15 protein-coding genes and 1 riboswitch are annotated in these 16146 nt (G+C 67.9%); of the genes, 8 read left to right on the plus strand and 7 right to left on the minus strand.

Annotation, left to right across the window (positions count from 1 at the left end; genetic code table 11):
• Positions 1-44 precede the first annotated feature (44 nt).
• A complete protein-coding gene (locus BLT71_RS19370) occupies positions 45-656 on the minus strand; it encodes a phosphoribosylanthranilate isomerase (RefSeq protein WP_091723446.1) in 612 nt (203 codons plus the stop codon).
• A gap of 150 nt (positions 657-806) precedes the next feature.
• Between BLT71_RS19370 and BLT71_RS19375 the strand changes: the two genes are divergently transcribed.
• The 5 genes from BLT71_RS19375 to BLT71_RS19395 all read left to right on the plus strand — a co-directional run bounded on the left by BLT71_RS19375 (position 807) and on the right by BLT71_RS19395 (position 3597).
• Positions 807-1373: a HutD/Ves family protein gene (locus BLT71_RS19375; RefSeq protein ID WP_091723447.1), complete on the plus strand. Its 567-nt coding sequence runs from the start codon at positions 807-809 to the stop codon at positions 1371-1373.
• Positions 1374-1475: 102 nt separating this feature from the next.
• Positions 1476-2006, plus strand: a complete 531-nt coding sequence (locus tag BLT71_RS19380) for a ferritin (RefSeq protein WP_091723449.1) — start codon at positions 1476-1478, stop codon at positions 2004-2006.
• Between the two features lie 86 nt (positions 2007-2092).
• Positions 2093-2158: riboswitch (guanidine-III (ykkC-III) riboswitch) on the plus strand.
• 9 nt (positions 2159-2167) lie between these two features.
• A complete protein-coding gene (locus BLT71_RS19385; RefSeq protein WP_091723450.1) occupies positions 2168-2491 on the plus strand; it encodes a DMT family transporter in 324 nt (107 codons plus the stop codon).
• Positions 2491-2850 (plus strand): DMT family transporter, encoded by a 360-nt coding sequence (locus BLT71_RS19390; protein WP_091723452.1) that lies wholly within the window; start codon positions 2491-2493, stop codon positions 2848-2850. The genes BLT71_RS19385 and BLT71_RS19390 overlap by 1 nt, the downstream gene beginning before the upstream one ends.
• 120 nt (positions 2851-2970) lie before the next feature.
• Positions 2971-3597, plus strand: coding sequence for a nucleoside/nucleotide kinase family protein (locus BLT71_RS19395; protein WP_091723453.1), 627 nt, complete (start codon positions 2971-2973; stop codon positions 3595-3597).
• A 141-nt stretch (positions 3598-3738) separates the two neighbouring features.
• Here the strand turns inward: BLT71_RS19395 and BLT71_RS19400 are convergent, their stop codons facing one another.
• Genes BLT71_RS19400 through betT form a run of 3 tightly spaced genes read right to left on the minus strand, consistent with a single transcriptional unit; the run spans position 3739 to position 8995 of the window.
• Positions 3739-5322 (minus strand): GMC family oxidoreductase, encoded by a 1584-nt coding sequence (locus BLT71_RS19400; RefSeq protein ID WP_091723455.1) that lies wholly within the window; start codon positions 5320-5322, stop codon positions 3739-3741.
• 2 nt (positions 5323-5324) lie between these two features.
• Positions 5325-6824: an aldehyde dehydrogenase family protein gene (locus tag BLT71_RS19405; RefSeq protein WP_091723456.1), complete on the minus strand. Its 1500-nt coding sequence runs from the start codon at positions 6822-6824 to the stop codon at positions 5325-5327.
• Positions 6821-8995: a choline BCCT transporter BetT gene (betT, locus tag BLT71_RS19410; RefSeq protein ID WP_091723458.1), complete on the minus strand. Its 2175-nt coding sequence runs from the start codon at positions 8993-8995 to the stop codon at positions 6821-6823. Before betT ends, BLT71_RS19405 begins: the two co-directional genes overlap by 4 nt.
• A 298-nt stretch (positions 8996-9293) precedes the next feature.
• Here betT and BLT71_RS19415 point away from each other — a divergent pair, with 298 nt between their 5' ends.
• The gene (locus BLT71_RS19415; protein WP_091723460.1) at positions 9294-9596 is read left to right on the plus strand and encodes a putative quinol monooxygenase; all 303 of its coding nucleotides are present in this window, start codon (positions 9294-9296) and stop codon (positions 9594-9596) included.
• A 60-nt stretch (positions 9597-9656) separates the two neighbouring features.
• The gene (locus BLT71_RS19420) at positions 9657-10307 is read left to right on the plus strand and encodes an MBL fold metallo-hydrolase (RefSeq protein ID WP_091723461.1); all 651 of its coding nucleotides are present in this window, start codon (positions 9657-9659) and stop codon (positions 10305-10307) included.
• Positions 10308-10392: 85 nt separating this feature from the next.
• On the opposite strand, the gene BLT71_RS19425 is transcribed toward BLT71_RS19420, so the two are convergent.
• Positions 10393-12279, minus strand: a complete 1887-nt coding sequence (locus BLT71_RS19425; protein WP_091723462.1) for a DEAD/DEAH box helicase — start codon at positions 12277-12279, stop codon at positions 10393-10395.
• A 326-nt stretch (positions 12280-12605) separates the two neighbouring features.
• Between BLT71_RS19425 and BLT71_RS19430 the strand changes: the two genes are divergently transcribed.
• Positions 12606-13412 carry an SAM-dependent methyltransferase gene (locus BLT71_RS19430; protein ID WP_091723464.1) on the plus strand — a complete coding sequence of 269 codons (807 nt, stop codon included), beginning with the start codon at positions 12606-12608 and terminating at the stop codon, positions 13410-13412.
• Between the two features lie 9 nt (positions 13413-13421).
• Here BLT71_RS19430 and BLT71_RS19435 read toward each other — a convergent pair whose 3' ends face one another.
• On the minus strand, positions 13422-14807 hold the full coding sequence (locus tag BLT71_RS19435; protein WP_091724208.1) for an MFS transporter: 1386 nt from the start codon (positions 14805-14807) through the stop codon (positions 13422-13424).
• 6 nt (positions 14808-14813) lie between these two features.
• The gene (locus BLT71_RS19440) at positions 14814-16133 is read right to left on the minus strand and encodes an MFS transporter (protein ID WP_172830012.1); all 1320 of its coding nucleotides are present in this window, start codon (positions 16131-16133) and stop codon (positions 14814-14816) included.
• Between the last annotated feature and the right edge of the window lie 13 nt (positions 16134-16146).

Below are 16146 nucleotides of genomic sequence, written 5' to 3' on the forward strand. Positions count from 1 at the left end.
AATTGGCCCGGCTGACAGCGCCGGCAACAGGGTTCCGGGCAGCCCTAGACCTTCGCGCCGGCCTTCGCGGCACCAACGAAGGCACGGATCTTTGCCAGGTCCTTGACGCCGCGGGATGCCTCCACACCGGAGGACACATCAACGCCCCAGGCGTGGGCTGCCAAGGAAGCGTCACGGACATTGCCTGCGTCCAGACCGCCGGCGAGCAACCACTGGCGGCCCTGCAGGACGGGGAGGTCCGCCATGGACGCGTAGTCCCAGCTCTCACCCGAGCCGGGCACGGCGGCATCGATCAGGAGGAGGTCTTCGCCCCAGTCCTTCAACTCATCCGGCCCGGCACCAACGGTGACGGCCCTGACCAGCTTCATGCCGGCGTCGTGCACTGTGGCAACATCCGCGCGGGTGCGCTCGCCGTGCAGCTGGATCCACTGCAGTCCCGCAGCGCGGGCAATGGCAATGGCGTCGGCCACGGGCTCGTGGCGGAAAACAGCAATGGGGGAAACGTTAGCCGGCACGTCCGCCAGCAAGGCGGCAACCTGGCCCGGCGAGACCACCCGCGGGCTGGCGGTCAGGACGAATCCCACCGCGTCCGCCCCGGCATCCACCGCTTCCCGGATGGATTCAGACGTGCTGAGACCACACACTTTGACGAACATTCCCGGGCTCCTTCAGGCTGTTTTCGTGTTGACCCCCCGCAGGAGAGTAGCAGGGACGGGTCCAACCTGCGATGCGTGCCCACGTAACCAAACCGCACACTGGCCAGGCGGCGGGACCGGTCAGCGCCGGCCGCGAACTAGGCTGGGCAGATGCAGATCATCCGCTTCGCAGAACTCAAGGCCCAACCCTGGCGCAACGGCGGCGGCGCCACGCGGGAAATCCTCAGTGGCCCGGCAGACCAGGCTGACGGATGGGGCTGGCGGGTCAGCCTCGCCGATGTCACCAAGGCCGGTGATTTCTCGGCATTCCCGGGTTGCGAGCGCGTGCTCACCGTGGTGGAGGGCGAACTCCTGCTGCTCAGCGTGGACGGCTCCGAACGTCCCGTCGAAAAGTACCGGCCCTTCCGGTTCGACGGCGGCGCTCCCACCACCGCCGCGCTGCCCACCGGAGACATCCGGAACCTGAACGTCATCACCAGGTCCGACGCTTTCAAGGGCTACGCATCCGTCATCGAAATTTCGAAGAAGCGCGCCCACCCGGTCTTTGCAGGACAAATCGCCGTGCTGCTGCAGGGGCAAGCCACGGTGGGTGACGGAGACGGCGGCTCCGCTGACCTGGGACGCTATGACGCGGTGGTGGGATCCGATGATGCCACTCCGGAGGTCACCGGCCGCGGGTTCCTGGCCGTGGTGTCCATCGATCCTGCAGCGGACTGAACCGCCCGCGAACCGGCCCCAGCAAGGGACACGGACAAACCTTGCGAGGCCCGAAATTTCCCCCTCTGGTGAGGGCTCCGGTCCGTCCCTACACTCGGCACTATGACCACAACAACGTTCAACGCGCTCCTGTCCACCCAGATCGGCAACGAGTTCACGGCGTCCCAGCAGTACATCGCCGTTGCCACGTGGTTCGCCAACGAGGACCTGCCCCAGTTGGCCCGCTACTTCTACCGCCAGTCCGTGGAGGAGCGGAACCACGCCATGATGATGGTCCAGTACATGCTGGACAGGGACATCCCCTTTAACATTCCAGGCGTTCCTGCAGTCCGGACCGACTTCGCCAAGGTCACCGAGCCGCTGGCCCTTGCGCTGCAGCAGGAAAAGGAAGTCACCAGGAACATCGAGGACCTGTTCCGTGCTGCCCGCACCGAAAATGACGCCCTGGGCGAGCAGTTCATGCTCTGGTTCCTCAAGGAACAGGTGGAGGAGGTGGCGTCCATGACCACCCTGCTGAACATCGCCGAACGCGCGGACAACCTCTTCGACATCGAAAACTTCATCGCCCGGGAAACCGTCGGCGACGGCGGCCGCGACGCCAACGCACCGGAAGCCGCAGGCGGCGCGCTCTAACCCCCGGCCAACTGGGTAGCAGGCACCCGTGGTGAGCTTGGGCACCAACGGTGGCCACCCGGCGTCGGGCATTGCTATGTTGTAAACCAAGGCTCCGCACCCGAGCCTCCGGACGACGGTTCAGTACCCGGCACGCGACAAGACTGGCCAAAGGATCTGTCATGTCGTGGTTAATCCTGGTTCTCTCCGGGGCGCTCGAAGCAGTCTGGGCCGCCGCCCTGCACCGCGCAGCGCAGGCAACCGGCAAACGCCGCATCGCCCCCTCCATCCTCTTCCTGGTCTCCGTCGCCGCCAGCACCGGCGGCCTGGCCCTCGCCATGCAAACCATCCCCACCGGCACCGCCTATGCGGTGTGGGTGGGCGTCGGCGTGGTCCTGACGTCCGCCTACGCGATGGCCAGCAAGGTTGAACGCCCGACGGCGGCGCGCCTGCTCCTGCTGACCGGCATCGCCGCGTGCGTGGTTGGCCTGAAGGTGGTGGCGTGATGTTGAAGCGTTCAGCTCCGTGGCTGGTGCTGCTGGCATCGGCCGTCCTCGAAGCGGTCTGGGCTACTGCGCTGGGCCTGTCCGACGGCTTCAGCAAGCCGTTGCCCACGGCGGTCTTCCTGGTCACCGCCACCCTCAGCATGCTGGGCCTGGGCCTGGCAATCCGGTCCATCCCGCTGGGCACCGCGTACGCCATCTGGGTAGGCATCGGGGCTGCCCTGACAGTTGGCTGGGCCATGGCCACCGGCGTGGAACCTTTCAGCGTGCTGAAGCTGCTGTTCATCGCCGGGATCGTGGCCTGTGCCGCCGGACTCAAGGCATTGCCCACTGAGAAGAAGCAGCCGGCTCCCGCGCGCTGACTTTCACCACCTTTGAGGCGGGCTGGCGGCGTGTCCCGGCGACCCGCCGCCGTCCGCCGCCATGGTGGCCGCAAAGGTGGGGAGGTTCAGCGGCGCTGCCCTGGCCTTTAGGCTTTTGCCATGGACTCCCCCGAGATCGCCCAGGCCGTGGACGCGCTCCGGCGCCGGCTGGCCCAGGGAACCCGCACCATCCTGGGCATCGCCGGGGCGCCCGGTTCCGGAAAATCCACCCTTGCAGCCTGGCTCCAGCAGCAGTTCGGCGGCGGAACGGCGGTGGTGGTGCCGATGGACGGCTTCCACTTGGGGAACGCCATCATCGATGGCACCCCGCTGCGGCAGCGCAAGGGCGCCATGGACACGTTCGACGCCGGCGGGTACCTTTCGCTGCTCCGGCGCCTGGCGGCCCGGGACGAGGCAGTCGTCTACGCGCCGGAATTCCGGCGCACCCTTGACGAGCCGGTGGCGGCATCGATCGCGGTGCCGGCCGACGTTCCGCTGGTCATCACCGAGGGCAACTACCTGCTGGCCAATCAGGAACCGTGGAAAGAGATCCGGGCGCAGCTGGACGAGGTTTGGTTCCTGGAGACGCCCCACGGGCTGCGGATCAGCCGTCTGGTGGCCCGCCACGTCTCATTCGGTATGGCGCCGGACGCCGCGGAAGCGTGGGCCAACGGGCCGGACGAGGCCAACGCGGTCCTGATCCGGTCCAACCGACACGCGGCCGACCGTATCATCCCCTGGCTCTGACCAACCCGCGTTCCAAGCGGCCAGCCTGGCGGCAGCGCTGCTGAGTTTTCCCACCTTTGAGGCGGGCCGACGGCGTGTCCCGGGGACACGCCGTCGTACCTGCCATCCTCACGGCGAAAGGTGGGGAGTTTCAGCGGAAGGTCAGGCTGTGCGGGCCGCCCGCACCAGCTCGGCACACCGTTCGCCGATCATCATCGTGGTGATGTTCGGGTTGACGGTGGTCAGCTCCGGCATGACGGACGCGTCGGCCACCCGCAGGCCGGTGACGCCCTTGACCCGGAGTTCGGGATCCAGGGGTGACATGGCGTCGTCGGGCGCTCCCATCCGCACAGAACCCGCCGGGTGGTACACCGTGTTGTGGGTCTGGCGGATGTATTCGGTGATCTCTTCATCGCTTTGGATGTCGGCGCCGGGGTACAGCTCGGTTCCCACCCACTCGGACAGCGCCGGCTGGGCGGCGATCTCCCGGGCTTTCCGGATGCCGGCCACCATCACGCGCATGTCGTGGCCCTCGGGATCGGTGAAGTAGCGGGGGTCCACCTTGGGCTTGTCCCGGAAGTCCTTGCTGCGCAGTTTCACGGTCCCGCGGCTGCGCGCGTGCGTGACGTTGGGCGTGAGGCAGAAGCCGTTCTCCGTAGTGGGGAAGCCCTGGCGCAGGGTGTGCATGTCGAACGGCACGGACCCGTAATGGAACATCAGGTCCGGGCGGTCCAGGCCGTCTTCGGTGGTGGTGAAGATGCCGGCCTCCCACCACTGGGTGGACGTCTGCGTCATGGGCTGCTTGGCTTCCCACTGGATGACGCCCTCGGGGTGGTCCTGCAGGTGCTCGCCCACGCCGGGTGAATCCACCCGGACGGGGATGCCGAACTCCTCAAGCTGGGCCGCCGGGCCGATGCCGGAGAGCATCAGCAGTTTGGGCGAATCGATGGCACCGGTGGACACCACCACTTCGGCGCGGGCGGTGAGCTGGTGCGTTTTGGCGAAGGCGTTGTCCACCACTGCCACGCCGGTGCAGCGGTTGGCGTCGTCGAACGTGAGCTCCTTGGCGCGCAGGCCGGTCAGGAGGGTGAAGTTCTTCCGGTCCATGATGGGGTGGATGTAGGAAACCGAGCTCGAGGACCGGGTGCCGTCGGCGCGGCGGTTGATCTGGAAGAAGCCGGCACCGTTGATGACCGTGTCTCCGGTGTTGAAGTGCGCCTTCGGGATTCCGGCCTGTTCGCAGGCTTCCAGCATGGCCCGGCCCGTGGGGTCCGACGCCGGGACGTTCATCAGGTGCACCGGTCCGGAGTCGCCGTGGTGCGGTGCGTCCGGGCCGGCGTCCTGGTTGGTTTCCAGCTGCTTATACAGGCGGTAGGCCAGGTCCGAGGTCCAGCCGGTGGCGCCGAACTTCTGCTCCCACTCATCAATGTCCTCGCGGGGCGCCCAGAAGGCGATGCAGGAGTTGTGGCTGGAGCAGCCGCCCATCACCTTGGCCCGTGCATGGCGCATGAAGGAGTTGCCGTTTTCCTGCTCTTCGATGGGGTAGTCCCAGTCGTAGCCGGATTCCAGCAGTTCCATCCAGCGGTCCAGCTGCAGGATCTCGGGGAGGTCGCGGTCGTCCGGACCGGCTTCCACCAGGGCAACCTCCAGCGAGGGGTCTTCGCTGAGGCGGGACGCCACTGCCGCCCCGGCCGAGCCGCCGCCGATCACGATGTAGTCGAAGTCTGTCTTTGCTGCTGCGCTCATGGTCAGTTCCCCTCTGCAGTTGCGGCGGCGTGGTCAGCGAACCAGCCGGTGACCTGCGGATCGATGTTCTGGTAGACGTGCTTGGCTTCCTGGTACTCGGCCAGGCCGGTGGGGCCCAGTTCACGGCCGACGCCCGACTGCCCGAAGCCGCCCCATTCCGCCTGCGGCAGGTAGGGGTGGAAATCGTTGATCCAGATGGTGCCGTGGCGCAGGGCCCGGGCCACCCGCTGGGATTTGCCGGCGTCCTGTGACCAGACGGCCCCGGCGAGGCCGTAGTGGGTGTCGTTGCCGAGCTTCACGGCCTCGGCCTCGCTGGTGAAGGTTTCCACCGTCACCACGGGCCCGAACGCCTCGTCCACCAGCACGGACATTCCGCTGGTGACCTGGTCCAGGACGGTGGGCAGGTAGTAGAAGCCCTTTTCCAGGTCCCCAGTTCCCCAGGCGCCGCCGCAGCGCAGGCGGGCACCCTCGGCAACGCCCTTGTCCACGTAGGCGGTGACCTTGTCGCGGTGGGCTGCGGAAATCAGCGGGCCGGTCTCGGCGTCGGGGTCGAACGGGCCGCCCAGCCGGATCTGGCCTGCACGGCGCACCAGCTCATCGACGAACTTCTCCGCAATGGATTCCTCCACGATCAGGCGGGCACCTGCGGAGCAGACCTGGCCGGAGTGGACGAACGCCGCGTTGAGGGCGTTGTCCAGGGCGGCGTCGAAATCAGCGTCGGCGAAGACGATGTTGGGGTTCTTGCCGCCCAGTTCCAAGGCAACCTTCTTGACCGAGGCGGCCGCCGAGGCAGCAATCACCTTGCCGGTTTCCAGTCCGCCGGTGAAGGAGACCAGGTCCACGTCGGGGTGGCTGGACAGTACGGCGCCCACGGTCTTGCCGTCGCCCAGGACCAGGTTCGCGACGCCGTCGGGCAGTCCCAGCTCCTGGAGGACGTCCATCATCAGAATGGAGGTGTGCGGGGTCAGCTCGCTGGGCTTGAGGACGAAGCTGCAGCCGGCCGCCAGCGCCGGGGCGATCTTCCAGGCCGCCTGCAGCAGCGGGTAGTTCCACGGCGCGATCAGGGAGCAGACACCCACGGGCTCGTACTCGATGCGGCTGACCACCATGGGGCTGCCGGCATCCACCAGGCGGCCGGATTCCTGCCCGGCCAGCTTGCCGAAGTATTCGAAGCAGTTGGCGATGTCGTCAATGTCGATCTCGCTTTCCACCAGGCGCTTGCCCGTGTCCAGCGTTTCGGCGCGGGCAAAGTCATTCTTGCGGTCGCGCAGCCGGTCGGCCACCTTGAGCAGGAACGAGCCGCGCTCCAGCGGAGACTTCCCGGACCACTCGCCGGCGTCGAAGGCAGCACGTGCAGCCAGCACCGCGCGGGCGGCGTCGTCAGCCGTCCCCTCCGCGACGGTGCCCACCAGCTCGCCGTCCGCCGGGCAGTGAATGTCCCGCGTGCCGCCGTCGGACGCTCCGGTCCAAGTGCCGCCGATGAATAGCGTTGAGGCGCTCATTTCGTTTCCTCCTGCATGTCGAAATCGGATTCCCAATTGTCTTTAGCCACCTGGTCCTCGACCAGGACGGTGTTTCCGGGCGCTGCACGGTTCAGGTGCAGGAATTCAAGGTGCTGCTCGTAGTGGTCCAGGACATCGGTGATGACCTGTTCGCGTGTGTATCCCATGAGGTCGTAGCCGTGGCTGCCTTCCTGCGAGAACACTTCCATCCGGTAGTAGCGGTCCTCCGGATCGGCACGGCGGGTGGCGTAGCTGGGCGTCTCGTACTGGACCGGGTAGATCTGGTACTTGAACGCCCGCTCCTCCCCCATGGCCAGCTGCAGGTCGATGCTCTGGATGCCGCAGGGCTCCACCGTGGCTACCGTCAGCGACGTCTCAGCGCCCTGGGATTTGAGCTCCGCCTCGACGTCCTTCAGCGCCGGAAGTGCCACGGTTTCGGCAAACCGGGTTGTCTGTCTGCGGCCCGGGTAGCTCATGGCGCGGGTGAGCCGCTGCCGCCAGGTCCGTCCGCCGCGCTGGTCCAGGGACCTGCCCGTGATGATGCCGGGCAGGCTGGCGCGGTAGCTGTCGTTGAGTGAGTTCTCCACCCGCAGCGCCTTGTAGAGCCCCAGCATGATCAGCACCAGCAGCAGTGAGAGCGGCAGGCCCATGATGATGGTGGCGTTCTGCAGCGTGGGAACGCCGCCCACCGTCAGCATGGCAAGGGTCAGCAGGCCGGTAGCCACCGCCCAGAAGACGCGCATCCACTCGGGGCCGTCGGAATCGGCGTCCTTGAGGTGAGAGGTGAAGTTGGACATCACCAGGGCGCCGGAATCGGCCGAGGTCACGTAGAAGAGCAACCCTGTGAACGTGGCCACGGCGGCGGTGACGGGTACGGCGGGGAACTGTTCCAGCAGGCTGTAGAAGCCGCGTTCCGGGTGGCTCATGGCCGCCTCGCCGAACGCCGCGTTGCCGTTCATGATCAGGTCAAGGCTGGAGTTGCCGAAGATGGAGATCCACAGCACGATGAAGATGAAGGGCACGGTCATGGTGCCCAGGACGAACTGGCGGATGGTGCGGCCACGGGAAATGCGGGCCAGGAACAGTCCCACGAACGGGGCCCAGGCGATCCACCAGGCCCAGAAGAACAGGGTCCAGGCGTTCATCCAGTCCGTGGGCCGGTCATAGGCGAAGGTGTCCAGGGTCATGGCTGGGAACCGGCTCATGACGTCGCCGATGTTCTGGGCGATCCCATCCAGCAGGAAGCTGGTTTTGCCGGTGACCAGGACGAAAAGCATCAGGGCGACGGCCAGGATCACGTTGAGTTCGGAGAGCCGCCGGATTCCCTTCTCGACGCCGGAAACCACGGACACGGTGGCCATCACCACGGACAGGACGATCAGGCCGATCTGCACGGCCAGGTTCTCGGGAATGCCGAACATAAAGTTCAGCCCGTAGTTGAGCTGGACGACGCCGATGCCCAGTGACGTGGCGATCCCGAAGATGGTGCCAAGGAGGGCCGCGATGTCCACCGCGTGCCCCACCGGCCCCTCGATCTTCTTGCCGAAGATCGGGTAAAGGGCGGAGCGGATGCTCAGCGGCAGGTTGTGCCGGTAGGAGAAGTAGCCCAGCGCGAGCCCCATGAGGGCGTACAGCGCCCAGCCGGTGATGCCGTAGTGGAACAGCGTCCACACCAGGGCCTGGCGGGCGGCCTCCGGGGTTCCGCCCTCGCCCTGCGGCGGGGCCAGGTACTGGCTGACCGGTTCGGAGACGGAGAAAAACATCAGGTCGATGCCGATGCCGGCGGCAAACAGCATGGCCGCCCAGGTGAACATGCCGAACTGTGGTTTGGAGTGGTCCGGCCCGAGCTTCGTCTTTCCCACCCGTGACAGGGCGGCCACCAGGACGAAGATGACCACGGCGGTGACGATCATGAAGTAATACCAGCCCATGTTTGTGGACACCCAGCCCACCATGGCCCCGATGACCGCCTCCGCGTTGTCCTTGGCCAGAATGGCCCACAGGGCAATCGCCACCACACCGGTGGCGGAGCCCAGGAAGACTGTCTTGTTGACCCGGGTTTTGGCTGCCGGGCCGGCGCTGTTGGTGGTGTCTCCGCCGTTCGCGGGTGGCTTTCGTTCTTCTTTCTCAGGACCCGTGGTGTCCACGGGCGGTACTGCATTCTGGCTCATCAGATCCCGTTCCAGTTTTGAGGCTGCGGTCCAGACGCCGGGCGTACGGTGCCGCTCAGGGCACACCGAATGAAGATCAGGCCGGGCGTCGCATTGAGTCTGGCTTGGCTTTCGACGCTATCAACCGGTCCACGGAAGGGCAGACTTTTATGAATCCGGTCACGGCCGCCCGTGATGCGGCCAACGGCAGAAATCACGCGGATGCGCCCGGGTTCGCGGGGGAAGAAACCGGTCCCGGTGCTGGTTGCAGCAGTAGGGTTGGCTGGACCGGCCTTACTCCCACAAGCCAAGGAGCACCATGCCCGCCATTGTCCATTTTGAGGTTCGGATCGATCCTGCACGCCGGGATGAGGCCGCGAAGTATCTGGCCGAAACCCTCGCCGCCACCCGCGCCTGGCCCGGCAACCAGGGCATCGAGGCGCTGGTGGACGACGCCGATCCCTGCCACATCCTGGTGGTGGAAACTTGGGCCACAACGCAGGACCATGACGACTACGCGGCCTGGCGCACCACTCCGGAGGGCAAGAGCACCCTGGGCGAGATCCTGGCAGCACCCCCGTCCAAGCAGGTCTACTCGGAAACCCTGCCGCTGGGCCTGTAGCGCCGGTATGGCGGCCCGGGTTCCGGAGCCCGGGCGCCCGGCGTCCCTAGACTGAAGCCTATGGACTCACTTCTGTACGACCTGCCGGCACTGACCATCCGCAGTATCTCCGTCAGCGAGATGGACAACAACGTGTACCTGCTGACGGCGAAGGAGAGCGGCGCCCAACTGTTGATTGACGCCGCCGACGACCTCCCGGCCATCCGGCAGCTCATCGCGGACGGCGCCGCGGACACCAAGGCCGAGCCGCACTTGGCCCTCATCGCCACCACGCACCAGCACTGGGACCACGTACGGGCGCTGAAGGAACTCGTGGAGGCTACCGGGGTACGCACCGCCGCGGGAACGGACGACGCCGAGGCGCTGCCCGTTCCGGTGGACGTCCGGCTCAGCCACGGCGACGTGGGCACCTTCGACGGCTTCAATGTGACGGCGGTGCACCTGCGCGGCCACACACCGGGCTCAATCGCGTTTGTGTACGAGGACCCTGAAGGGCCGGCGCACATCTTCTCCGGCGACTCCCTGTTCCCGGGCGGCGTGGGCAACACCCAGAAGGACCCGGAACGGTTCGCCCAACTCCTGGACGACGTCTCGGAGCGGCTGTTCAACGCCTACCCGGACACCGCCGTCGTCCATCCCGGCCATGGCAAGCCCACCACCCTGGGCGCCGAACGGCCGCACCTGGAGGAATGGCGCGCCCGCGGCTGGTAGCCCTTAAAAACGAGTGCTCCGTAACTGCCCTTATGAAGCTTCAAAAGGACAGTTACGGAGCACTCGATGAACTATCTAGCGGGGATTAGCGTCCGCGGCGCTCGTTCGACGCGGGCGCGGAAGCGCGGCGGGGACCGCTGCGTGCCGGACGGCCGGAACCGTTACCCGAGCCAGCGCTGTAGGAACCGCCCGAGGTGCCGCCGGTGTTGGAGGACCAGACTGCCTTGGAACCGCCGCTGGCTGCTCCGGCGGAACGCTGGCCACGGCCACCGGACGCACCGGCTGCTGCACGCTGGCCGGTAGCCGGACGTCCGCTGCGCTGCCCGCCGCCCGAAGCGGGACGGCCGGAGCCGCCACGGGGTGCCTCGCTGCGGGTAATGCGTGAATCGGTGCGGCCCTCCGAAGAGCGTCCGTCCGAACCGCGGCCGGCAGCTGCACGGCCGCCTGCTGCGGGGACGTCGTTGCGGTGGGTGCTGGCGGTGCCACGGCCGCGGGCATTGCGCCGGGCAGCTGCTGCCGCCACGGAGCGGTCCTCGTTCTGCTCCCGCACGGCGTCGACCGCGGCGCGGGCCTCGGTGCGGCCTTCGAAGGCAGCAGCGCGGCGCTGGGCGCGGGGAACGTCGGTACGGGTGGGCTCGGCGGAGACCTTGCCCCTGCCGCCACGGCCGCCGCGGCCACCGGCCGACGGGGACGCCTGGCGGCGGGCGCGCTTGCGCTCGGCGTTGGCACCGGTGGAGGTGCCGCCGCCCTGCTGCGCAGCCTTCTTGGCCAGCAGCGCAGCGCGGGTCCGCGGATCGATCTTGTCAGCCATTTCGCCCACCAGGTCGGCGACCAGCGGGGAGTTTGCGGTGACGCGCTCGAAGCTGACCTCAACACCGGCGGCCTTCATCAGCTTCTTCACGTCGGACTGCTGCTCCGGCAGGGTCAGCGTGACCACGGTGCCGTCGGAACCGGCGCGGGCGGTACGGCCCGAGCGGTGCAGGTACGCCTTGTGCTCGGTGGGCGGGTCCACGTGGATAACCAGTTCGACGTCGTCCACGTGCACACCGCGGGCGGCGACGTCGGTGGCCACCAGGACGCGGACGTCACCGTTGGAGAACTCGGCCAGGTTGCGGTCACGGGCGTTCTGCGAGAGGTTGCCGTGCAGGTCGACGGCGGGAATCCCGGCGTCGGTGAGGGTCTTGGCCAGCTTGCGGGCGTGGTGCTTGGTCCGCATGAAGAGGACGCGGCGGCCGGCGCCGGAGGCGAGCTCCACGATCAGCTGCTTCTTGACGGTCTGGTCGTTGACCACCAGCACGTGGTGTTCCATGGTGGTCACCGCTGCCTGCGGATCATCCACGGAGTGGGTCAGCGGGTTGGACAGGTAACGCTGGACGATCTTGTCCACGCCGTTGTCCAGGGTGGCCGAGAAGAGCAGGCGCTGGCCCTGGCTGGGGGTCATGTCCATCAGCTTCTTGACCACGGGCAGGAAGCCGAGGTCCGCCATGTGGTCTGCCTCGTCGAGGACGGTGATTTCCACGGCTTCGAGGGTGAGGATGCGCTGGCGGATCAGGTCCTCCAGGCGGCCGGGGCAGGCGATGACGATGTCGACGCCGGCGCGCAGCGCCTTCTCTTGGCGGGCCTGGGAGATGCCGCCGTAGATCACGGTGGTGTTCAGGCCGGCGGCCTTGGCCAGCGGCTCGATGGTGGCGTTGATCTGGGTGGCCAGTTCACGCGTGGGTGCCAGCACCAGGCCCATGGGGCGGCCGGGCTTGCGGAAGTGCTTGGCTTCCCGCTCAGCGAGTCTTGCTACAAGCGGGATAGCGAAAGCGATGGTCTTACCGGAGCCGGTCCGGCCGCGGCCCAGGACGTCGCGTCCTGACAGCGTGTCCGGAAGGGTCTTGACCTGAATGGGGAACGGCTCAACAATTCCCTGCGCGGTAAGGGTGTCTGCAAGTGCCTTGGGAGTTCCGAGGGCAGCGAAAGTAGTCATGTATATATACGGTCTTTCAGGCGGTATCCAGGCGGATATCGGCCCCCGGCACCGGTTGGACCAGGGGTTCGCCGAAGAAAAGTCAGGTGATCAACCGTGCTGCTGCATAAAGGGGCAGCCAGCCGGGACCAAATGGAACGCGTTCATCGACGCAGGATGTGCCTCTCACATGAAAAAAGCCCTGTCCCTAAATGAAGGGTTACCAGGGCATCACTGCACATCAAGTTCCACTATCGTAGCATCCCTGCCCCATCGGCGTATAAGTGGCGGCCTCCGAGGCCAGTTCAGCCGTTGCCCTGCGGGGTGCCACAGGGCAGGGTTGAGGCATGAGCGAACACGCGGCGCACCACCACGAAACGCACGACGACGGCGCCTCAACCGGCGGGCACGGCACCAACGCGGACAGCACCAGTGCGGACCACCACAGTGCTGACGGCACCAGCGCGGAACATTACGGAGCCGAAGGCGCCATGGCCGCCATCGATCCGGCCGCGGCCTGGGACGAGCGGTACCGCACCAAGACGCAGCTCTGGAGCGGAGACCCGAACCCGCAACTGGTCCGTGAAGCCGGGGGCCTGAAACCGGGACACGCGCTGGAACTGGGCTGCGGCGAAGGTGCCGACGCCATCTGGCTGGCCCATCACGGCTGGACGGTCACCGCCGTCGACGTCTCAGCGGTTGCCCTGGAACGGGCGCGGTCCCACGAAAAAGCCGTGTTCGCGCGCGAGAGCGTGCAGGCTGCGGAGGGTGCGCCGGCCAGCCGTATCACCTGGCAGCAGGCCGACCTGGAACAGTGGCAGCCTGAGGGCGCCTTCGACTTGGTGACCTCGCAGTTCCTGCACTCCGAGGAACTCGACTGGCGGCTTCCGCTGCGGACCGCAGCAGCGGCCGTGAAACCCGGCGGGACGCTCCTGGTGGTTGGGCACCACCCGGACCGGCTGCCGCCGTGGGGCGGCGGGCACCACCACGGGGACATGTTCTACAAGGGTGAGGACCTAATCCGGGAACTGTCCCTGGAGGGCCCGGGCTGGCAGGTGGAAGTGCTGACCAGCCGGGAGCGCCCGGTTACGGGGCCGGAGGGCCAGCAGGCCACCATCGCGGACGTCGTGCTGCGGGCCACCCGGCTCCCCTGACCGGAGGGCTCACCCCGCGCGGGAGGTGACCCGCGGCGCCACCACCGCCGCGGCGACGCCCACCAGCGCAGCGAAGGTGAAGACGCCGGCGAAGGATGCCGCCGTCGTCGTGAACGCCGTGAAGACGATGCCCGTGGTGGCCAGGGCGAGCGCCCCGCCGAGGGAGTCGGAGATGGACATGGCCGAGGAGTTGAAGCCTTCGTTGTCCTTTGTGGACAGTGCCAGGGTCATCACGCTGAGCCGCGGATAGAGCAGGCCCATGCCGCCACCGGCGAAGATCCAGCCCACGATCGCAACGGCGGCGGGCCAGTGCAGCGCGGTGGTGGCCAGCGCGAGGATCACCGCGCCGAGGACCATGAACGCCCCGGTGCGGACCGCGCCGGGGTGGGACAGGCGGTCACCCAGCCGGCCCTGCACGGCGGCGGCCGCCGCCCAGGCCAGCGCGCCGCCGGTGAGGGTGAGGCCGGCGAAGGTGGGCGAGAAGCCATACTGTTCGATCAGCAGGTACGGCAGGTAGACCTCGGCGCCGAAGAACGAGGCTGACGCGAGTCCGCGGGCCAGGATGACGCTCGGGAGCCCGCGCTTGGCGAGGAGGGTGCCGCGGGGCACCAGTGGCCGGACGGCGGCGAGGGCAAGCGCGACGGCGGCGACGGCCAGGACCGCAGTGGCGGCTGGAAAGCCCTGGATGCGGACCTCGGCGGACAGGTTCAGCCCCAGGACCGCGACGGCGGCGAGCGCCGCCCAGCCCAGCCGGCCGATGGCCCACGGCGTTGCGGGTGCCGCCGCTCCCGGCCGGTCCATCCCCTTCAGCACCGGGGCAATCATGAGCAGGGCCGGAATGACGAGGCCCACGACGCCCAGGAAGACCCAGTGCCAGCTGAAGACCTGCGCCACGATGCCGGCGGCAAACGGTCCCACGAGTGACGGGATCACCCAGGCGGCGGAGAACGCCGCGAAGATCTTGGGGTGGAGCGCGCCCGGAAAAATCCGCGCCACCAGGACGTAGAGCGCCACGGTCAGGGCGCCGCCGCCGAGGCCCTGGACCAGCCTGCCGACTACCAGCATCGGCATGGACACGGCGGTGCCCGCGATCAGGAGGCCAACCACGAACAGGGCCACGGAGGCGTAGAGGGGAACGGTGGGGCCGCGGCGGTCGGACCAGTTGCCGGCGGCCACGTTGCCGATCACCCCCGCGGCCAGGGGGCCGGCGAAGGCTAGGGCGTAAAGGCTTGCGCCGTCCAGTTCGCGGCTGACCAGCGGCATGATGGTGGTTACCGCCAGCGATTCGAAGGCAGCAAGGAAGACCAGCGCGCAGGTCCCCACGGTGACCCACAGGTAGGGCCGCTGCAGGATGCCGGGCGTGGGCTCTGTTGCGGGGAGGGTGGAGTCGTGCACTGCCACCTACCCCACGTACCTGTTGCGGCCGGCGCGGTAGCCAAAGACTGCGGCGAGCAGCCCCACCACGAGGAACAGGAAGCCGGCGGCGGCAAACGATCCTGTTCCCTGGTGCAGCTGCCCCACCATCAGGGTCCCGGTGGAGCCCAGGCCGTACCCGACGCCCTGCATCATGCCGGACAGGTGCGCGGCCGTGTGCCCGTTGCGGGTGCGGAGCATGATCATGGTGAGGGCCACCGCGGTGAGGCTGCCCTGCCCCAGCCCCAGCAGGCCCGCCCACACCCAGACCAGGTCCAGCGGCCCGAAGATGCTCAGCGCGAAGCCGCCTCCGGTCATCAGGGCAACAACGGTATTGATGGCCCGCTGGTCCCGGAGCCGTGCCGCCAGGGCGGGGGCGAACAGCGAACCCAGCATCTGCAGCACGATGCTCACCGAGACGATCAGCCCGGCAGTGGCGCCGTCCACGCCGCGTTCCCGCAGGATGGGGGCCAGCCAGGCGAAGACGCTGAAGGACATCATGGCCTGCAGCACCATGAAGATGGTGACCTGCCAGGCCACCGCTGAACGCCACACGTTCACGCCGTCCCTGACGGCCTGGTGCCGGTCCGGGTGCTGGCGCAGGGCCACAGGAAGGAACAGGAGAAGCACGACGGCGGCCGGCAGCGCCCAGAACCACAGCGCCACGGTCCAATCCCCCGCAGCCGAGTAGACCGGGTAGGTGAAGCCCGCCCCAAGCGCGGCCGAGGCACAGATAGCCGTGGTGTACAGCCCGCCCATCAGGCCCAGCCGGTGCGGGAAGTCGCGTTTGACCAGGCCGGGGAGCAGGACATTGCACAGCGCGATGGCCGCACCGCACGCCGCAGTTCCGGCGAGGAGGCCGGGCAGGTGCCCTCCGGGAAGTCCAGGGTCGGCCGGGCGGAGCAGCAGCCCCGCGGTCAGCACGGCCATGGCACCGAGCAGCACGCGTTCGGCGCCGAACCTCCGCGCCAGCACCGGCGCCAGCGGCGCGAACACGCCCAGCAGGGTGACCGGTACCGTCGTCAGCACCACGACGGCCCAGCCGGGGAGGGACGCCTGCGCCGTGATCTCGGGGAGCACCGCCGAGAAGCTGGAGAACACGGTGCGGAGGTTCAGCCCGATCAGCACCAGGCACAGTCCCAGGTAGGCCAGTTGCCTGCGGCTGCCCACCCGGGTTGGTGCGGGGGCGGGCGTTTCGTCGATCTCGGCATCCACCAGGCTGCTGCCGCCTGGGCGCATCCTGGGGCTCAGGTCATCCGGTTCCTGTTGCCGCTGCTTCCTTGCCCCAGCACTCGTTGCTTCCGTCACCCGCCCATTCTTG

The organism is Pseudarthrobacter equi (assembly GCF_900105535.1).
GTDB classification, from domain to species: Bacteria; Actinomycetota; Actinomycetes; order Actinomycetales; family Micrococcaceae; genus Arthrobacter; species Arthrobacter equi.

Excerpts from the sequence above, each read along its gene's own strand:
- BLT71_RS19370 (WP_091723446.1), bottom strand. The coding sequence starts at position 656 with ATGTTCGTCAAAGTGTGTGGTCTCAGCACGTCTGAATCCATCCGGGAA.
- BLT71_RS19375 (WP_091723447.1), top strand. The coding sequence starts at position 807 with ATGCAGATCATCCGCTTCGCAGAACTCAAGGCCCAACCCTGGCGCAAC.
- BLT71_RS19380 (WP_091723449.1), top strand. The coding sequence starts at position 1,476 with ATGACCACAACAACGTTCAACGCGCTCCTGTCCACCCAGATCGGCAAC.
- BLT71_RS19385 (WP_091723450.1), top strand. The coding sequence starts at position 2,168 with ATGTCGTGGTTAATCCTGGTTCTCTCCGGGGCGCTCGAAGCAGTCTGG.
- BLT71_RS19390 (WP_091723452.1), top strand. The coding sequence starts at position 2,491 with ATGTTGAAGCGTTCAGCTCCGTGGCTGGTGCTGCTGGCATCGGCCGTC.
- BLT71_RS19395 (WP_091723453.1), top strand. The coding sequence starts at position 2,971 with ATGGACTCCCCCGAGATCGCCCAGGCCGTGGACGCGCTCCGGCGCCGG.
- BLT71_RS19400 (WP_091723455.1), bottom strand. The coding sequence starts at position 5,322 with ATGAGCGCAGCAGCAAAGACAGACTTCGACTACATCGTGATCGGCGGC.
- BLT71_RS19405 (WP_091723456.1), bottom strand. The coding sequence starts at position 6,824 with ATGAGCGCCTCAACGCTATTCATCGGCGGCACTTGGACCGGAGCGTCC.
- betT (WP_091723458.1), bottom strand. The coding sequence starts at position 8,995 with ATGAGCCAGAATGCAGTACCGCCCGTGGACACCACGGGTCCTGAGAAA.
- BLT71_RS19415 (WP_091723460.1), top strand. The coding sequence starts at position 9,294 with ATGCCCGCCATTGTCCATTTTGAGGTTCGGATCGATCCTGCACGCCGG.
- BLT71_RS19420 (WP_091723461.1), top strand. The coding sequence starts at position 9,657 with ATGGACTCACTTCTGTACGACCTGCCGGCACTGACCATCCGCAGTATC.
- BLT71_RS19425 (WP_091723462.1), bottom strand. The coding sequence starts at position 12,279 with ATGACTACTTTCGCTGCCCTCGGAACTCCCAAGGCACTTGCAGACACC.
- BLT71_RS19430 (WP_091723464.1), top strand. The coding sequence starts at position 12,606 with ATGAGCGAACACGCGGCGCACCACCACGAAACGCACGACGACGGCGCC.